Here is a 15439-nt window from a genome sequence, read left to right as displayed (position 1 = left end):
AGGACAGCATGACTAGCGAGCGGACAGAGACGTCGGCACGCGTACTGGCTCAGCGTGAGGGCAGCGGCAGCCACGAGAACGGGAACGGCGGCACGCCACCCGTGATCGACGCGGCCTTCGCCCGCTGGCTGGCGGACCGGGCCGGCCAGGTGCTGCTCCAGGTCCGCGACGAGGTCGGGTACGCGGACGGCAAGGCTCTGAAGACCGCCGGTGACCGGGCCGCGCACGACCTGCTGCGGGCCGAACTGGCCCGCTGGCGCCCGGCCGACGCGGTGCTCTCCGAGGAGGACGACCACGCCCGCGTGGCGTGGCAGGACGGCGAGCCCAGCACGGTCCGCCCGGAGCGGCTCGGCGCGAGCCGGGTCTGGATCGTCGACCCGCTGGACGGCACCCGCGAGTTCTCCGAGGAGGGCCGCACCGACTGGGCCGTACACGTCGCCCTCTGGAGCGCCGAGTCGTCCACCCCCAGCCGTCTGGTGGCCGGCGCGGTGGCGATGCCCGCGCAGCACCGCACCCTGGCCACCGACCAGCCGCCCGCGTACCCGCCGCTGCCGCCGGACGGCCGGCCGATCCGGATCGCCGCGAGCCGCACCCGGCCGCCGGCGTTCGTCACGGCACTGGCCGGGGACATCGGGGCGGAACTGGTTCCGATGGGCTCCGCCGGGGTGAAAATCGCGGCAGTGATCTGTGGCGATGCCGACGCCTACGTGCACGCGGGCGGGCAGTACGAGTGGGATTCGGCGGCACCGGTCGCTGTGGCGCTGGCCACCGGGCTGCACGCTAGCCGAATCGACGGTTCTGCGCTGAAATACAACGAGGCCGACCCTAAGTTGCCGGACCTGGTGGTGTGCCGTAAGGATCTCGCTCCTCGGTTACTTGCAGCGTTGCAACGTCACCTTCCGTCAGAATGACGAAGTTCTATGAACTGGGCACGGCCGTAATCCCCCGGAAAGGTCGGGAAACCGAATGAGCCAACCGCAGTCGTACCGCGTCTCGCATCTGGATGCCCTGGAAGCCGAGAGCGTCTTCGTGATGCGCGAGGTCATGGCGGAGTTCGAGCGGCCCGTCCTGCTCTTCTCCGGCGGCAAGGACTCGATCGTGATGCTGCGCCTGGCGGAGAAGGCGTTCGCCCCCGCCAAGATCCCGTTCCCGGTCATGCACGTCGACACCGGCCACAACTTCCCCGAGGTCCTGGACTACCGGGACACCCGGGTCGCCGCCCTCGGGCTCAACCTGGTGGTGGCCAGCGTCCAGGAGGCGATCGACACCGGCCTGGTGCGCGAGTTGCCGGACGGCACCCGCAACCGGATCCAGACGCCGGTGCTGCTGGCCGCGGTGGAGAAATACCGGTTCGACGCCCTGTTCGGCGGCGCCCGCCGGGACGAGGAGAAGGCCCGCGCCAAGGAGCGGATGTTCAGCTTCCGCGACGAGTTCGGCCAGTGGGACCCCAAAAATCAGCGGCCCGAGCTGTGGGCGCTGTACAACGGCCGGCACCACGCCGGCGAGTCGATCCGGGTGTTCCCGCTCTCCAACTGGACCGAGCTGGACGTGTGGCACTACATCGCCAAGGAGCACATCCCGCTGCCGAGCATCTACTACGCCCACGACCGCGAGGTGGTCGAGCGTAACGGGATGTTCTACGCGGTGAACGAGTTCATCCGGCTCCGGGACGGCGAGACCTCGCAGGTCCGCCGGGTGCGCTACCGCACGGTGGGCGACGCGTCGCAGACCGCCGCGGTGCTCTCCGACGCCGACACGGTGGAAAAGGTGATCGACGAGGTCGCTGCGACCCGGATCACCGAGCGCGGCGCGACCCGCGGCGACGACAAGGTCAGCGAGGCCGCCATGGAAGACCGCAAGCGAGAGGGTTACTTCTGATGAGTCAGGCCGTCCTGGAGAGCGAGACGGCGCCGCCGGCGCGCATGGATCTGCTCCGGTTCGCCACCGCGGGCAGCGTCGACGACGGCAAGTCCACCCTGATCGGGCGTCTGCTGTACGACACCAAGACGATCTTTGCGGACCAGTTGGAGGCGGTCGAGGCGGCCAGCGCCTCCCGCGGCGACGAGTACACCAACCTGGCGCTGCTCACCGACGGCCTGCGGGCCGAGCGGGAACAGGGCATCACCATCGACGTGGCGTACCGGTACTTCGCCACCCCGCGGCGCAAGTTCATCATCGCCGACACCCCGGGCCACATTCAGTACACCCGGAACATGGTGACCGGCGCGTCCACCGCCGACCTGGCGCTGATCCTGGTGGACGCCCGCAAGGGCCTGGTCGAGCAGTCCCGCCGGCACGCGTTCCTGACCAGCCTGCTGCGGGTGCCGCACCTGGTGCTGTGCGTCAACAAGATGGACCTGGTCGGCTGGGACAAGGCGATCTACGACAAGATCGCCGACGAGTTCACGTCGTTCGCGGCCAAGCTCGACGCCCCCGACCTCACGATCATCCCGATCTCCGCGCTGAACGGCGACAACATCGCCTCCCGGTCGGAGAACAGCCCGTGGTATGAGGGCCCGTCGCTGCTGCACCACCTGGAGCACGTGCACATCGCCTCGGACCGCAACCTGGTCGACGTCCGCTTCCCGGTGCAGTACGTGATCCGGCCGCAGTCGACCACGGTCACCGACTACCGCGGTTACGCCGGCCAGGTCGCCTCCGGCGTGCTCAAGCCCGGCGACGAGGTGATGGTGCTGCCGTCCGGGCTGACCAGCACGATCGCCGCGATCGACACCGCTGACGGTCCGGTCGACGAGGCGTTCCCGCCGATGTCGGTCACGGTCCGGCTGAACGACGAGATCGACATCTCCCGCGGTGACATGATCTGCCGGCCGCACAACGCGCCGGCCGTGGCCCAGGACCTCGAGGCGATGGTCTGCTGGATGGACGAGACCGCCCCACTGCGGGTGGGCGCCAAGTACGCCATCAAGCACACCACGCGCAGCGCCCGGACCGTGGTCCGCGGCCTGCAGTACCGCCTCGACGTGAACACCCTGCACCGCGACGAGGACGCGACCGACCTCCAGCTCAACGAGATCGGCCGGGTCCGTCTGCGCACCACCGTGCCGCTGCTCGCCGACGAGTACCGCCGCAACCGCACCACCGGCGGTTTCATCCTGATCGACGAGGGCACCAACCGCACGGTCGGCGCCGGCATGATCATCGAGGCCCAGTAAGCGTCGCCCAGACCACCTTTCCGGTACGCGTCGGCAGCGACCCCCACGCCGTGGCGGTCGCTGCCACGATCCGCATGCCCTGACCCCGGTCGTCCAGTGGACGGTTGCGCTGGGGCCGGATCGGCGGCAGCAGCCGCGGCGGCGTGTGCACCCCGTCCGACACGCTCAGGTGGACGCCTCCGCCGCGGCGGCAGACGCCGACCGTGACGGTCGTGCGGGCGTGCCCCACCGCGTTGGTGACCAGCTCGGACATCACCAGCCGGGCCCGGTGCAGCAGCTCCGGCAGCTCCCAGGCCAGGCAGGCGTCGCCGACCAGGTTGCGGGCGATGCTGGGCGAGTCCGGCTCGGGCGGCAGGGTCAGGGTCAGCCGCTCGGTGCCCGGCAGGCGGCCGGCGACGGCCACCCGGGCCTGTCGCACCCGGGCGAACACCGGCAGCTGGCCACGCCCGCAGAGCCGCTGCATCCGGTCGGCCAGGGGCAGGCCCGGCGGGATGCACAGGGCCACCGGCAGGACCGGCTCCACGCCGGCCGCGGCCTGCTGCGCGGCCACCCAGGTGGGGGCGCTCTCCGACCGCGGGTCGGTCAGGTCGGAAAGATCGACGATCAGCGCCTCGGGGTGCTCGGCGAGGCACTTGTGCAGGGCAGTGGTGACCACCTGCCGCAGCGCCCAGCTCCAGGCGCCGTGCACGGACATGAGGGCCACCGCGGCGTCGAGGTCGCCCTCGACGTGGACACAATCCTGCAGCGGTGGGCAGGCGGCGCTAACGGACATGACGTCACGGTAATAGCGCCCGGTGGCTCCGTAGCGTGACCTTAGCTCGCCCGGGTGATCGGACGTAAGTACTGCATCGTTGGAAAGCTAACGATCCGGCTCGTCCGAAAGCCGTCCGGCGCCCGGCCCCGCGGTGACCGTCCAGGCGGTCGGCGGGGTGAAGGACCTTTGCGCGTACGCGGCCTCGACCGCCTCGGTCGTGGCGCCCGCCCGGTCTGCGTCGATCAGGGCCAGCACGCAGCCGCCGAAGCCGCCGCCGGTCATCCGGGCACCGTGCGCGCCGGCCGCCAGCGCCGTCTCGACGGCCACGTCCACCTGGGCCACCGTGATCTCGAAGTCGTCCCGCATCGAGGCGTGCGAGGCGGTCAGCAGCGGGCCGATCTCGCGGAGCCGGCCGGTCCGCAGCAGCTCCACGGTGTCCAGCACACGCTGGTTCTCGGTGACGATGTGCCGCACCCGCCGCCGGATCACGGCGTCGTCCAGCCGCTCCAGCGCCGCCGCCAGACCGTCGGCCGGCACGTCCCGCAGGGCCGGCACGCCCAGTTGGCGGGCCGCCTCCTCGCAGGACTTGCGGCGGGCGCCGTACTCGCCGTCGACGTGCTGGTGCGGGGCGTTGCTGTTGATCACCAGGATGGCCAGGCCGGCCGCGGCCAGGTCGAACGGGATCTGCTCGACCTCCAGCGTGCGGCAGTCCAGGAACAACGCGTGGCCCGCCCGGCAGCGGATCGACGCGGACTGGTCGAGGATGCCGGTGGGTGCTCCGACGTAGACGTTCTCGGCGCGCTGGGCGAGCGCCGGGCGGCGGTCCACCGGCAGGTCCAGGCCACCGAGGTCGACCAGGGCGGTGAGCACCGCCGACTCGAGCGCGGCCGACGAGGAGAGCCCGGAGCCGACCGGCACCTCGGAGGTCAGCGCGATCCGGGCGCCCGGCACGTCGAAACCGGCGTCCCGCAGCGACCACACCACGCCGGCCACGTACCCGGCCCAGCCGGTCACCTCGCCCGGCGCGGTGGCGCCGAACGAGACCGGCTCGTCGGCGAACGCGGAGCACACCGTCCACTCGCCGGCCGGTGCCGGACCGGCCGCCGCGACGGTGCGCTGCGGCAGGGCGAACGGCAGCACGAAGCCGTCGTTGTAGTCGGTGTGCTCGCCGATCAGGTTGACCCGTCCCGGCGCGGTCCAGAGGCCGGCGGGGTCGGAACCGAACTGGCGGCGGTAAAGGGCGGCGGCGTCAGAGGCAGCCTTCAGGCCGGTCATGGGCGGTGGGTGGGGCGGTTGGATGGCATGGCGATGATCAGATCACGCGACGTGCGCGCGGTAGAACTGCCAGGCGTCCCCGATCATCGCCTGCAGCGTGTTCTTTTCCGGCACCCAGCCGAGGTCGGCCCGGGCCCGCTCGGACGACGCCACCAGCGTGGCCGGGTCACCCTCGCGCCGCGGGGCGACCTCGACCGGCAGTGCGGCGCCGGTGACCTCGCGGGCCACCTCGATCACCTGCCGGTTGGAGAAGCCGTTGCCGTTGCCCAGGTTGTAGATGCGGTGCTCGCCCGGGGTCGCCGCGTCCAGCGCGAGCAGGTGCGCGCGGGCCAGGTCTTCCACGTGGATGTAGTCGCGGACGCAGGTGCCGTCGGCGGTCGGGTAGTCGTCGCCGAACAGCTGGAGCTTCTCCCGCTTGCCGGCCGCCACCTGCAGGGCGATCGGGATGAGGTGAGTCTCCGGGTCGTGCCGCTCGCCGATCTCGTGCCCGTCCCGGATGTAGGCTCCCGCGACGTTGAAGTAGCGCAGCGAGACCGCGGCCAGCCGGTGGGCGAACGTCTCCGAGGTGAGGGCGTGGTCGAAGGTGAGCTTGGTGGCACCGTACGTGTTGGTCGGCGCCTTCACCGCGGACTCGGTGATCGGCAGTTCGACCGGGTTGCCGTAGACGGCGGCCGTGGACGAGAAGATGAACCGCGGCACCCGGGCGGCCCGCACCGCGTCCAGCAGGGTCAGCGACTTGACCACGTTGTCCTGCCAGTACAGCTCCGGCTTGACCATCGACTCGCCGGCCGCGATCAGGCCGGCGAAGTGCAGCACCGCGTCGAACCCGGCGTCCGGGGTGAGCACCTCGGCGGCGTCGCGAATGTCGCGCTGCACGAAGGTCGCGTCCGGCGCGACCGCCTCGCGGAAGCCGGTGCTCAGGTTGTCGAGCACCACGACCTCGTGCCCGGCGTCGAGCAGCAGCCTGCTGGTGACGCTGCCGACGTAGCCGGCGCCCCCGGTGACGAGCAGTTTCACGTGACTTCCCCTTCGCAGAATCGTCACTCCTAGAATCCACCAGAAACGCTCACGAGTCAACAGTTTCAAACATCAGACCCGCGGGGGCAGGTGGTTCGCCGACCGCCCTACGAGACTGACACAATGGCGCTCATGTCCGACGCCGCCCGCCGACCCCGTGTGCTCTCCGGCATCCAGCCGACCGCCGATTCGTTCCACCTCGGCAACTACCTGGGCGCGGTGCGTAACTGGGTGGCCATGCAGGACACGCACGACGCCTTCTACTGTGTGGTCGACCTGCATGCGATCACCATGGGCCACGATCCGCTCGCGCTGCGCAACCGCACCCGCATCTCGGCCGCTCAGTTGCTGGCCCTGGGGCTCGACCCGGAGCGGTGCACGCTGTTCGTCCAGTCGCACGTGCCCGAGCACGCCCAGCTCGGCTGGGTGATGAGCTGCATCACCGGCTTCGGCGAGGCCGGGCGCATGGTCCAGTTCAAGGACAAGTCGGCCAAGGCCGCCGACACCACGACCGTGGGCCTGTTCACCTACCCGGTGCTGCAGGCCGCCGACATCCTGCTCTACCAGGCCGACCAGGTGCCGGTCGGCGAGGACCAGCGGCAGCACCTCGAGCTGACCCGTGACCTGGCACAGCGTTTCAACACCAGGTTCGGCCGTACGTTCACGGTCCCGTCGGCTTACATCGTGCGCGACACCGCGAAGATCACCGACCTGCAGGACCCGACGGCCAAGATGTCGAAGTCTGCCTCGTCGCCGAACGGCATCATCGAGCTGCTCGAGGACCCGGCCCGTTCGGCCAAGAAGATCAAATCGGCGGTCACCGACACCGGCCGCGAGATCCTCTACGACGAGGAGAACAAGCCCGGCGTCAGCAACCTGCTGACCATCTATGCGGCGCTGACCCAGCGGACCATAGACGAACTGCTGGAGCAGTACGAGGGACGCGGCTACGGCGACCTCAAGAAGGACCTCGCCGAGATCGTGGTGGACTTCGTCCGGCCGGTCCAGGAGCGCACCCGCGCCTACCTGGAGGACCCGGGCTACCTCGACAAGGTGCTCGCGATCGGCGCCGAGAAGGCCCGCGCGGTCGCCGCGGTCACGCTCGCCAACGCGTACCACAACGTGGGTTTTCTCAGCCCGGCCCGCGAGGCCTGACCCGACGTGGTCCACGGTGCCCCGACGACGCGGATCGGCGTCGCCATCGACATCCCCGAGCCGTGGGGCAGTGCGCTGACCCGCCGGCGGGCCGAGGCCGGTGATCCGCAGGCGGCCTACACGCCGGCGCACGTCACGCTGCTCGGTCCCACCGAGGTGGCCACCGAGGCGCTGCCCGCCGTCGAGAAACACCTTGAGGCGGTGGCCGCCGGGCAGCAGCCGTTCACCATTAACCTGCGCGGCACCGGCACGTTCCGGCCGATCACCGAGGTGGTGTTCGTGACCCTCGCGGTCGGCATCAGCGAGTGCGAGTTGCTGGCCGAGGCGATCGCCGCGGCCGCGGACGTCAACCGGGACGCGCGGTTCCCCTACCACCCCCACGTCACGGTGGCGCAGGACGTGCCGGCCGATGCGCTGGACGCGGTCTTCGAGGATCTGGCCGGCTTCTCGGCGAAGTTCCACGTCACCGCGTTCACGTTGTTCTCGCACGGCGGCGAGGGCCCGTGGCGTCCCCGCCGCGACTTCCCGCTGGGCGCCTGAGCCACCTTCGTCGTAAATTCGGTTACGGTCGCCGCGTGAATGCGATCGATCGGGCCTATGACGCCGCCGAGTCGCGGATCATGCGCCTGCGGCATCGATCGCGCTACTTCGACCACTTCTGCCGCGCCGTGCTGCGCTACACCGATCTCCAGGGCGGACGACTCGCCGCGGCGATCGCGTACTACGGCTTCTTCGCGGTCTTCGCGCTGCTGCTGATCGGCTACTCGATCTTCGGCATCCTGCTCACCAACAACGACGAGTTGTTCGACATCGTCCGCGACTTCCTCCGGCAGAACCTGCCGTTCCTGGACCTGCAGGCGATCCTGGACAGCGGCCGGACGGTCGGCATCGTGGGCATCATCGGCCTGACCTTCACCGGCATCGCCTGGGTCGAGGCGATCCGCTCCTCGCAGCGGCTGATCTGGCAGGTCCCCGAGCAGCCCGGCTACATCGGCATCCGGCAGGCGCTCGACCTGCTGGTGCTGATCGGCATCCTGCTGCTGCTGACCCTGTCCCAACTCGCCGTGTACGGCCTGGAACTGCTGGCGACCTGGCTGGCCGAGGGCGCCATTCAGTCGCTGATCAGCCTGCTGCTCACCGCGGCGGTGAACATGATCCTGGCCGCCGCGCTGCTGGCCGCCGTGCCCCGGCTGCGGATGACGGTGCGCCGGCTGGCCCCGCCGGTGCTCCAGGTCGGCCTCGGCATCACCCTGCTGAACACGGTGGGTAAGTCGTTCGTCGGCCTGGTGCAGCGCAACCCGGCCTACGGTCTGGTGGGCTCGGCCGTCGGCGTGTTGGTCTACCTGTACGTCTTCAATCAACTTCTGCTGTTCGGCGCGGCCTGGGCGGCGACCAGTCCGCACGGCCGCGTGGTGGATCTCTCAGCTGACGATAAAAATACCCCGGTGGGGCAAAACACCTGGATTCGGCACAGCCGCCCGGAATGATGGGCGCGTGGGCACACTCGTGACGTTGGACCTGCCGGTCGATTCGCCGGTGGCCGACCTTCCCTGGGTCATCACGATCGGGTCGCTGGGCGACGAGGAGGACTGGGAGCCGGTGGTCTGCGGACCGTACGAGCGGGCCCACGCTCTCGCGCTCGCCCAGGCGGTTGTCGCCGACGAGGACCTCATGGCGGTGGTCGAGCCGCTGCTGCCGAGGGCCGACGCGGAGGCGATAAGAGACGAGGTGGAACTGGCCCGGGCTGCGGCCGAGGACCAGGTGGAGGACCCGGACGGCGACGACGACTACGAGACCAGGCGGGTACGCCCGGGCCGGGCACCCACCGAGGCCGAGGTGCGCGCCGGCTGGGCCCGGATCGCGGCCCGGCTGGTAGCCGAGCCGGCTTAGGCGCGGCCGATCAGGGCACGCACCCCGGCGAGGTAGGTGGCCCGGTCGGGCACGCCGGTCAGCAGTCGCTGCAGCGCATAGCCGGGAATCAGGGAGAAGAACGCCGTGGTGACGGCGTCCACGTCCGTGCCGGCGGGCAGTTCGCCGTCCTCCACCGCGTGCGCCACGAGCGTCCGCACGCTGTTCCGCAAGCCCGAGTAGCGCTCCTTGACGATCTCGCCGATCGTCGGGTCGAGCGTCGCCTCGCCCCACATCTGGAGCGCGATCGGCAGGTTCCCGCCCCCGATGATCTGGGTCTCGATCGCGATGAGGATCGCGTCGAGCGAGTCGACCATCGGCAGCCGCCGCTCGGCCACCTCGTCGATGTGCTGGGTGATGCCGCCCACCACGGTGTCCGCGATGGCGTTGATGATCTCGTTCTTGGATTTGAAGTAGCGATAGACCGCGCCCACCGACAGCCCGGCCTCCTGGATGAGGTCCTGCATCGAGGTGTTGTGCAGACCCTTGGCCAGAAAGCACGTGCGGGCCGCGGTCAGGATCTGCTCGCGGCGGGCGAGGAGATGGTCTTCGGATACGCGTGGCACGGGGCACAGTGTAAAACGAACGCTCGTTCTTGACGAAGCTGTGGCCCATGGCGCACTCTGATGTCAATAAAGAACGAACATTCGTTTTAAGGAGTACGAGATGCGCCGCACCCCAGTGGCCCTCGGTGTCCTCATCGCCGTCGCGGTGGTCGCCGTGCAGGCCCTGCTCATCCCGCTGTTCGCGGGGCCGGCCGCCAATCTGGCCCCGCGGGACCTGCCGGTCGCGGTGGCCGGCCCGCCGCAGGTCGCGGCCCAGGTTGCGGCGCAGCTGGCCGCCGCCCACCCGGGCGCGTTCGTGATCACCACGGTGGCCGACCCGGCCGCGGCCGACGCCTCCATCCGCGACCGCGCGGTGTACGGGGCGATCGTGGTCACGCCGGCCGGTCCCGAGGTGCATGTGGCCTCGGCCGCCAGTCCCACCGTGGCCCAGCTGCTGACCCAGGCCGCCGCCGGCCTCGGCCCGGATGTCGCGGTCCGCGACGTCGTCCCGGTCGACCCGGACGACGCGCGCGGTGCCGGGTTCGGTGCCGGCTTCCTGCCGCTGGCGATCACCAGCCTGCTGGCCGGGGTGCTGGTCTTCCTCCTGGTGTCGCGGCGGGCGGCCCGGCTGGCCGCGCTGCTCGCCTACGCCGGGCTGGCCGGGCTGGCCGGCGCCGCCGTGCTGATCTACTGGCTGGGCGTTCTGCCCGGTGCCTACCTCGCGGTGGCCGGCGCGCTGGCACTGACCACGTTGGCCGTTGCGGCCGCCATGACCGGGCTGGCCGCGGTGCTCGACCGGGGCGGGCTGGCCCTCGGTGCGGTGGTGATGTTCCTGGTCGGCAATGCGCTGTCCGGCATTCCGGCGGCGCCCGAGCTGCTGCCCCAGCCGTGGGGCGAGGTCGGACAGTGGCTGCCGATCGGTGCGGGCGGCACGCTGCTGCGGTCGGTGGCCTATTTCGACGGTCAGGGCGCGGCGGCCGCGGTGACGGTGCTCTCGGCGTACGCCCTCGGTGGTTTGGTCTTGGTCCTGGCCGGACGCCGCGGTCTGAGCCCGCGCCCGGCGGTTGTGGCGGCGGAGGTCGCGCCGGAGCTGGTGCCGGCGCGCTGAGCCGGCGGACTGGGCTGGGATAGTGGTCCGATGGTGATCACGCGGCGATGGGCGGTCTTCCTGACGGCGGTCGGGGTGTGGACGTGGCTGATCTGGCCCCGGTTCGCGCTGGCGATCTATCGGGACGACCGCTCCTTCGTCGACGGAGCCCCGGCCGCGTTCTTCTGGATCCATGCCCTGCTGATCGCCGCGTCGCTGACCATAGGAACCGTGGTGGGCGTGCTCGGAGTGCGAGCCTGGCGGGCCTCGGGCCGGCGGCGAATCGCCGAAGAATCCGTGGCCGGTACGCCTTCGAGGCCGCAAGATTAACGGCATGTTACGTCCCCAGCAGGGCAATTCACTCGTAGATTGACCTAAACCGACGTTCAAGGCGAGTCCCGGTTGCGGCGAGATAACGGTGCGCCAACAGTCCGGGACAAACCTCCGCCGCCGTTCTGGCCTGCGGCTACGCTCCCGATTCTGAAGACTCACCGACGCCGGTCGGTGTGCATTGGAAGGAGGGCGTTTTGCGCCCAGTACGTGGGAAGCGAATCGTTGCGATTCTCGCGGCGGGTGGGCTGACGCTCGCCGCCGCCGCCTGTGGCGACGCCCCGGCCGAAACTCCCAGCGGTGGCTCCTCGAGCGCTGCCGCCGCCGCTTACCAGGCGTGCATGGTCACCGACACCGGCGGCATCGACGACAAGTCCTTCAACGCGTCCGCGTGGGCGGGTCTGCAGGCCGCCAAGGCCCAGGCGCCCAACGTCGACCCGAAGTACGTGGCGTCCACCGCCGAGGCCGACTACGAGCCCAACCTGCGCGGTTTCGTGACCAAGAAGTGCAACTTCATCCTGTCGGTCGGCGGCCTCATGGGCGACGCCACCAAGGCGGTCGCCACGGCCAACCCGACCCAGCAGTTCGGCATCGTGGACAGCGGCAGCAGCGGCTCCAATGTCTACCCGATGCAGTTCGCCACCCACCAGGCCGCCTTCCTCGCCGGCTACCTGGCCGCGGGCTACTCGAAGTCGCAGAAGGTCGCGACCTACGGCGGCCTGAAGATCCCGCCGGTCACCATCTTCATGGACGGCTTCGCCGACGGCGTGGCGCACTACAACAAGACCAAGAGCAAGAGCGTGCAGGTGCTCGGCTGGGACAAGGCCAAGCAGGCCGGCAGCTTCACCGACGACTTCGCCAGCCCGGCCAAGGGCAAGGCGCTGACCAACACGTTCGTGGCACAGGGCGCCGACATCATCTTCCCGGTCGCCGGCGGCACCGGCCTGGGCGCGGCCGACGTGGCCAAGGGCTCCTCCGGCAAGGTCTCGGTCATCTGGGTCGACCTGGACGGCTGCCAGAGCGCCGCGCAGTACTGCGACGTGTTCCTGACCACGGTCGTCAAGAACATCACCGACGCGGTGGAGCAGGCGGTCGTCGCCGGCGCCACCGGTCAGCCGCTCGCCGCCAGCCCCGGCTACCTGGGCACGCTGGACAACGAGGGCGTCTCGCTGGCCCCGTACAACCAGTTCGAGAGCAAGGTCGACGCGGGTCTCAAGGCCGAGGTCGAGAAGCTCAAGGACGACATCATCGCGGGCACCGTGAAAGTCGAGTCCGCCAACGCTCCCAAGTGAGCATTTACTAGGTAACATCCTGGCCGCCGCGCGGCCGCGAGAATCTCTCGCGGCCGGGCGGCGGTTCCCCATGTCCGCCCGAGCTGAGGAGATCCGCTGAGACTCGAACTGCGCGGCATCACCAAGCGCTTCGGCGACCTGGTGGCCAACGATCACATCGACATCACGGTCGAGCCGGGCGAGGTGCACGCGCTGCTCGGCGAGAACGGTGCCGGCAAGTCGACCCTGATGAACCAGCTGTACGGCCTGCTCCAGCCGGACGAGGGCGAGATCCTGGTGGACGGCGAGGCCAAGGTCTTCCGCAGCCCCCGGGACGCCATCGCGGCCGGCATCGGCATGGTCCACCAGCACTTCATGCTGGTACCGGTCTTCACCGTGGCGGAGAACATCGCGCTCGGCGCCGAGGAGGTCCGCGGCGGCCCGCTCGGCATCCTCGACCGCCGCCGCAACCGCCGCGACGTGCTGGAGACCTCCAGGAAGTACGGGCTGCCGGTCGATCCGGACGCCCTGGTGGAAAACCTCCCGGTCGGCGCGCAGCAGCGGGTCGAGATCGTCAAGGCCCTGACCCGCGACGTCGACCTGCTGATCCTGGACGAGCCGACCGCGGTGCTCACCCCGCAGGAGACCGACGAGCTGCTCAGCGTGATGCGGTCGCTGGCCGAGACCGGCAAGTCGATCGTCTTCATCACCCACAAGCTGCGCGAGGTCAAGGCCATCGCCGACCGGATCACCGTGATCCGCCGGGGCAGAACAGTGGGAACCGCGGCCCCGGACACCTCGGAGGACGAGCTCGCGGCGCTGATGGTCGGCCGGGACGTCAGCCTCGAGGTCAGCAAGGGCCCGGCCGAACCCGGACGCGAGGTGCTCAAGGTCGCGGGCCTGGTGGTCGACGACGACCGCGGGGTCCGGGCGATCGACGGCGTCGACCTGGAGGTGCGGGCCGGCGAGGTGCTCGGCATCGCCGGCGTGCAGGGCAACGGGCAGACCGAGCTGGTCGAGGCGATCATGGGGCTGCGCCCGATCCGGGCCGGCGCGATGGCGCTGGACGGCGAGAGCCTGGTCGGCATGGGCACCAAGAGGATCCTGCGCTCCGGCGTCGGCTACGTGCCCGAGGACCGCAGCCTCGACGGGGTGGTGAAGGAGTTCACCGTCGCGGAAAACCTGGTTCTGGACATGTACGACCGGCCGCCGTTCGGCAACGCGGTGCGGCTCAACCCTAAGGCGATCGTCGAGTCGGCCCGGGAACGGGTGACCCAGTTCGACATCCGTACCTCGTCACCCGAGGCCACGGTCGGCACCCTGTCCGGCGGCAACCAGCAGAAGGTCGTGGTGGCCCGGGAGATGTCCCGCCCGCTGCGCCTGATGATCGCCAGCCAGCCCACCCGCGGCGTGGACGTCGGCTCGATCGAGTTCATCCACAGCCAGATCATCCGCGAGCGGGACAACGGCACCGCGGTGCTCGTGGTCTCCAGCGAGCTGGACGAGGTGGTCGGCCTGGCCGACCGGATCGCGGTGATGTACCGCGGCCGCGTCCTCGCCACGGTCTCGCCCGACATGCCCCGCGAGGAGATCGGCCTGCTGATGGCCGGCATCACGGAAAGCCCGACCGCCGCCGCCCCGCAGGAAGAAGACCCCCAGTGAGCACCGACACCGAGGCGCCACCGGCCAAGGACGACAAGAAGCCGGACGACGCGTTCCTGAGCCTCTTCCTCCGCAACCTCTGGTCGGCCAACACCGTGACGGTCACCGTCCTGTCGATCTTCCTGGCGCTGGTCATCGGCGCCGTGCTGATCGCGCTCTCGGACCCGAACGTGCTGGCCACGTTCGCCTACTTCACGGCCCGGCCGAGCGACGCCGTGGAAGCCAGCTGGACGCTGATCAGCGCGGCTTACGCCGACCTGTTCAAGGGCGCCATCTTCGACCCGGCCGCGGTGCAGGCCTGGGCCAACGGCACCGGCACCTGGCAGGCGGCGCTCAACCCGATCTCGGAGACCCTCACCTACGCGGCGCCGCTGGTCTTCACCGGCCTGTCGGTGGCGATCGCGTTCCGCGGCGGCCTGTTCAACATCGGTGGCCAGGGCCAGGCGATCCTGGGCTGCGTCGTGGCCGGGGTGGCCGGTTTCGCGTTCGGCCTGCCGCCGGTCGTGCACATGCTGGTGGCCCTGCTCGGCGGCGCGATCGGCGGTGCGCTCTGGGGTTTCCTACCCGGCCTGCTCAAGGCCCGCACCGGCGCGCACGAGGTGATCACCACGATCATGCTCAACTACACCGCGCTGCTGTTCCTGAGCTGGCTCATCCTCCAGCCCGGCGTGCAGGACCCGGAGCGGTCCGACGCGATCAGCAAGACCATCGACAGCTCGGCCGCGCTGACCTCGATGCCGGCGCCGCTGCGGATGCACCTCGGCATCGTGTTCGCGGTGCTGGCCACGGCCGGGGTGGCCTGGCTGATCAACCGGTCGGCGTTCGGCTTCGAGCTGCGCGCGGTGGGCGTCAACCCGCCGGCCGCCAAGACCGCCGGAATTAGCGTCGCCAAGACGTACACCCTCCTCATGGTTGTCGCCGGCGCCCTCGCCGGCCTGGGCGGCGCCACCCAGGTGCTGGGCACCGCCGACAAGCTCACCGCCCAGGTGGCCGGCAACATCGGCTTCGACGGGCTGCTGGTCGCCCTGCTCGGTCGCAACCGGCCGTGGGGCACGCTGTTCGCCGCGATCCTGTACGGGGCGCTGCGAGCCGGTGGCAACCTCATGCAGGTCGACGTGGGCATCTCGCTCGAACTGGTGACCGTGCTGCAGGCCCTCATCGTCATCTTCATCGCCGCCCCCGCTCTGGTGAAGGCGATCTTCCAGCTCCGCGCCGCCCGGTCCGCACGGCTCGGCGCCTCGATGGCGAAGGGCTGGTGA

The 15439-nt window shown here is 70.3% G+C and carries 16 protein-coding genes; 12 read left to right on the top strand and 4 right to left on the bottom strand.

Annotated features, from left to right (window positions below):
• Window positions 1-8: 8 nt before the first annotated feature.
• Genes Ari01nite_RS33105 through Ari01nite_RS33095 form a run of 3 tightly spaced genes read left to right on the top strand, consistent with a single transcriptional unit; the run spans window position 9 to window position 3176 of the window.
• Window positions 9-911: a 3'(2'),5'-bisphosphate nucleotidase CysQ gene (locus tag Ari01nite_RS33105; RefSeq protein ID WP_203786162.1), complete on the top strand. Its 903-nt coding sequence runs from the start codon at window positions 9-11 to the stop codon at window positions 909-911.
• 55 nt (window positions 912-966) lie between these two features.
• Window positions 967-1878 (top strand): sulfate adenylyltransferase subunit CysD, encoded by a 912-nt coding sequence (gene cysD / locus Ari01nite_RS33100; RefSeq protein ID WP_203786161.1) that lies wholly within the window; start codon window positions 967-969, stop codon window positions 1876-1878.
• On the top strand, window positions 1878-3176 hold the full coding sequence (locus Ari01nite_RS33095) for a sulfate adenylyltransferase subunit 1 (RefSeq protein WP_203786160.1): 1299 nt from the start codon (window positions 1878-1880) through the stop codon (window positions 3174-3176). The genes cysD and Ari01nite_RS33095 overlap by 1 nt, the downstream gene beginning before the upstream one ends.
• Here the strand turns inward: Ari01nite_RS33095 and Ari01nite_RS33090 are convergent.
• From Ari01nite_RS33090 to galE, 3 genes are all read right to left on the bottom strand, one after another.
• Complete coding sequence (locus Ari01nite_RS33090) at window positions 3160-3948, bottom strand: ATP-binding protein (protein ID WP_203786159.1); 789 nt, start codon at window positions 3946-3948, stop codon at window positions 3160-3162. The genes Ari01nite_RS33095 and Ari01nite_RS33090 overlap by 17 nt on opposite strands.
• Before the next feature lie 87 nt (window positions 3949-4035).
• Window positions 4036-5205, bottom strand: a complete 1170-nt coding sequence (gene galK / locus Ari01nite_RS33085; protein ID WP_203786158.1) for a galactokinase — start codon at window positions 5203-5205, stop codon at window positions 4036-4038.
• A gap of 42 nt (window positions 5206-5247) precedes the next feature.
• The gene (galE, locus tag Ari01nite_RS33080) at window positions 5248-6222 is read right to left on the bottom strand and encodes a UDP-glucose 4-epimerase GalE (protein WP_203786157.1); all 975 of its coding nucleotides are present in this window, start codon (window positions 6220-6222) and stop codon (window positions 5248-5250) included.
• 132 nt (window positions 6223-6354) lie between these two features.
• Here galE and trpS point away from each other — a divergent pair, with 132 nt between their 5' ends.
• From trpS to Ari01nite_RS33060, 4 genes are read left to right on the top strand one after another with little or no spacing between them, the layout of a single operon-like run.
• Complete coding sequence (gene trpS / locus Ari01nite_RS33075; protein ID WP_203786156.1) at window positions 6355-7377, top strand: tryptophan--tRNA ligase; 1023 nt, start codon at window positions 6355-6357, stop codon at window positions 7375-7377.
• 6 nt (window positions 7378-7383) lie between these two features.
• Window positions 7384-7917, top strand: a complete 534-nt coding sequence (locus Ari01nite_RS33070; protein ID WP_203786155.1) for a 2'-5' RNA ligase family protein — start codon at window positions 7384-7386, stop codon at window positions 7915-7917.
• A 35-nt stretch (window positions 7918-7952) separates the two neighbouring features.
• Window positions 7953-8864 carry a YihY/virulence factor BrkB family protein gene (locus tag Ari01nite_RS33065; protein WP_203786154.1) on the top strand — a complete coding sequence of 304 codons (912 nt, stop codon included), beginning with the start codon at window positions 7953-7955 and terminating at the stop codon, window positions 8862-8864.
• Window positions 8865-8871: 7 nt separating this feature from the next.
• The gene (locus Ari01nite_RS33060; RefSeq protein WP_203786153.1) at window positions 8872-9267 is read left to right on the top strand and encodes a hypothetical protein; all 396 of its coding nucleotides are present in this window, start codon (window positions 8872-8874) and stop codon (window positions 9265-9267) included.
• On the opposite strand, the gene Ari01nite_RS33055 is transcribed toward Ari01nite_RS33060, so the two are convergent.
• Window positions 9264-9851 carry a TetR/AcrR family transcriptional regulator gene (locus Ari01nite_RS33055; RefSeq protein WP_203786152.1) on the bottom strand — a complete coding sequence of 196 codons (588 nt, stop codon included), beginning with the start codon at window positions 9849-9851 and terminating at the stop codon, window positions 9264-9266. The two genes, Ari01nite_RS33060 and Ari01nite_RS33055, sit on opposite strands and share 4 nt — an antisense overlap.
• Before the next feature lie 100 nt (window positions 9852-9951).
• Here Ari01nite_RS33055 and Ari01nite_RS33050 point away from each other — a divergent pair, with 100 nt between their 5' ends.
• The 5 genes from Ari01nite_RS33050 to Ari01nite_RS33030 all read left to right on the top strand — a co-directional run bounded on the left by Ari01nite_RS33050 (window position 9952) and on the right by Ari01nite_RS33030 (window position 15439).
• Window positions 9952-10938, top strand: coding sequence for a hypothetical protein (locus Ari01nite_RS33050; protein ID WP_203786151.1), 987 nt, complete (start codon window positions 9952-9954; stop codon window positions 10936-10938).
• 30 nt (window positions 10939-10968) lie between these two features.
• Window positions 10969-11247, top strand: coding sequence for an SCO4848 family membrane protein (locus Ari01nite_RS33045; protein ID WP_203786150.1), 279 nt, complete (start codon window positions 10969-10971; stop codon window positions 11245-11247).
• A 197-nt stretch (window positions 11248-11444) separates the two neighbouring features.
• Entirely contained in the window at window positions 11445-12539 is a 1095-nt protein-coding gene (locus Ari01nite_RS33040; RefSeq protein ID WP_203786149.1) for a BMP family lipoprotein, read from the top strand.
• A 141-nt stretch (window positions 12540-12680) separates the two neighbouring features.
• Window positions 12681-14180: an ABC transporter ATP-binding protein gene (locus tag Ari01nite_RS33035; protein ID WP_307837802.1), complete on the top strand. Its 1500-nt coding sequence runs from the start codon at window positions 12681-12683 to the stop codon at window positions 14178-14180.
• Window positions 14177-15439, top strand: coding sequence for an ABC transporter permease (locus Ari01nite_RS33030; protein ID WP_203786148.1), 1263 nt, complete (start codon window positions 14177-14179; stop codon window positions 15437-15439). Before Ari01nite_RS33035 ends, Ari01nite_RS33030 begins: the two co-directional genes overlap by 4 nt.

The organism is Paractinoplanes rishiriensis (assembly GCF_016862375.1).
GTDB lineage: Bacteria > Actinomycetota > Actinomycetes > Mycobacteriales > Micromonosporaceae > Actinoplanes > Actinoplanes rishiriensis.
This window is presented reverse-complemented; position numbering and strand designations above follow the sequence as displayed.

What these genes read in the sequence shown, in the direction of transcription:
- Ari01nite_RS33105 (WP_203786162.1), top strand. Translation starts at nt 9, where the DNA reads ATGACTAGCGAGCGGACAGAGACGTCGGCACGCGTACTGGCTCAGCGT.
- cysD (WP_203786161.1), top strand. Translation starts at nt 967, where the DNA reads ATGAGCCAACCGCAGTCGTACCGCGTCTCGCATCTGGATGCCCTGGAA.
- Ari01nite_RS33095 (WP_203786160.1), top strand. Translation starts at nt 1,878, where the DNA reads ATGAGTCAGGCCGTCCTGGAGAGCGAGACGGCGCCGCCGGCGCGCATG.
- Ari01nite_RS33090 (WP_203786159.1), bottom strand. Translation starts at nt 3,948, where the DNA reads ATGTCCGTTAGCGCCGCCTGCCCACCGCTGCAGGATTGTGTCCACGTC.
- galK (WP_203786158.1), bottom strand. Translation starts at nt 5,205, where the DNA reads ATGACCGGCCTGAAGGCTGCCTCTGACGCCGCCGCCCTTTACCGCCGC.
- trpS (WP_203786156.1), top strand. Translation starts at nt 6,355, where the DNA reads ATGTCCGACGCCGCCCGCCGACCCCGTGTGCTCTCCGGCATCCAGCCG.
- Ari01nite_RS33050 (WP_203786151.1), top strand. Translation starts at nt 9,952, where the DNA reads ATGCGCCGCACCCCAGTGGCCCTCGGTGTCCTCATCGCCGTCGCGGTG.
- Ari01nite_RS33045 (WP_203786150.1), top strand. Translation starts at nt 10,969, where the DNA reads ATGGTGATCACGCGGCGATGGGCGGTCTTCCTGACGGCGGTCGGGGTG.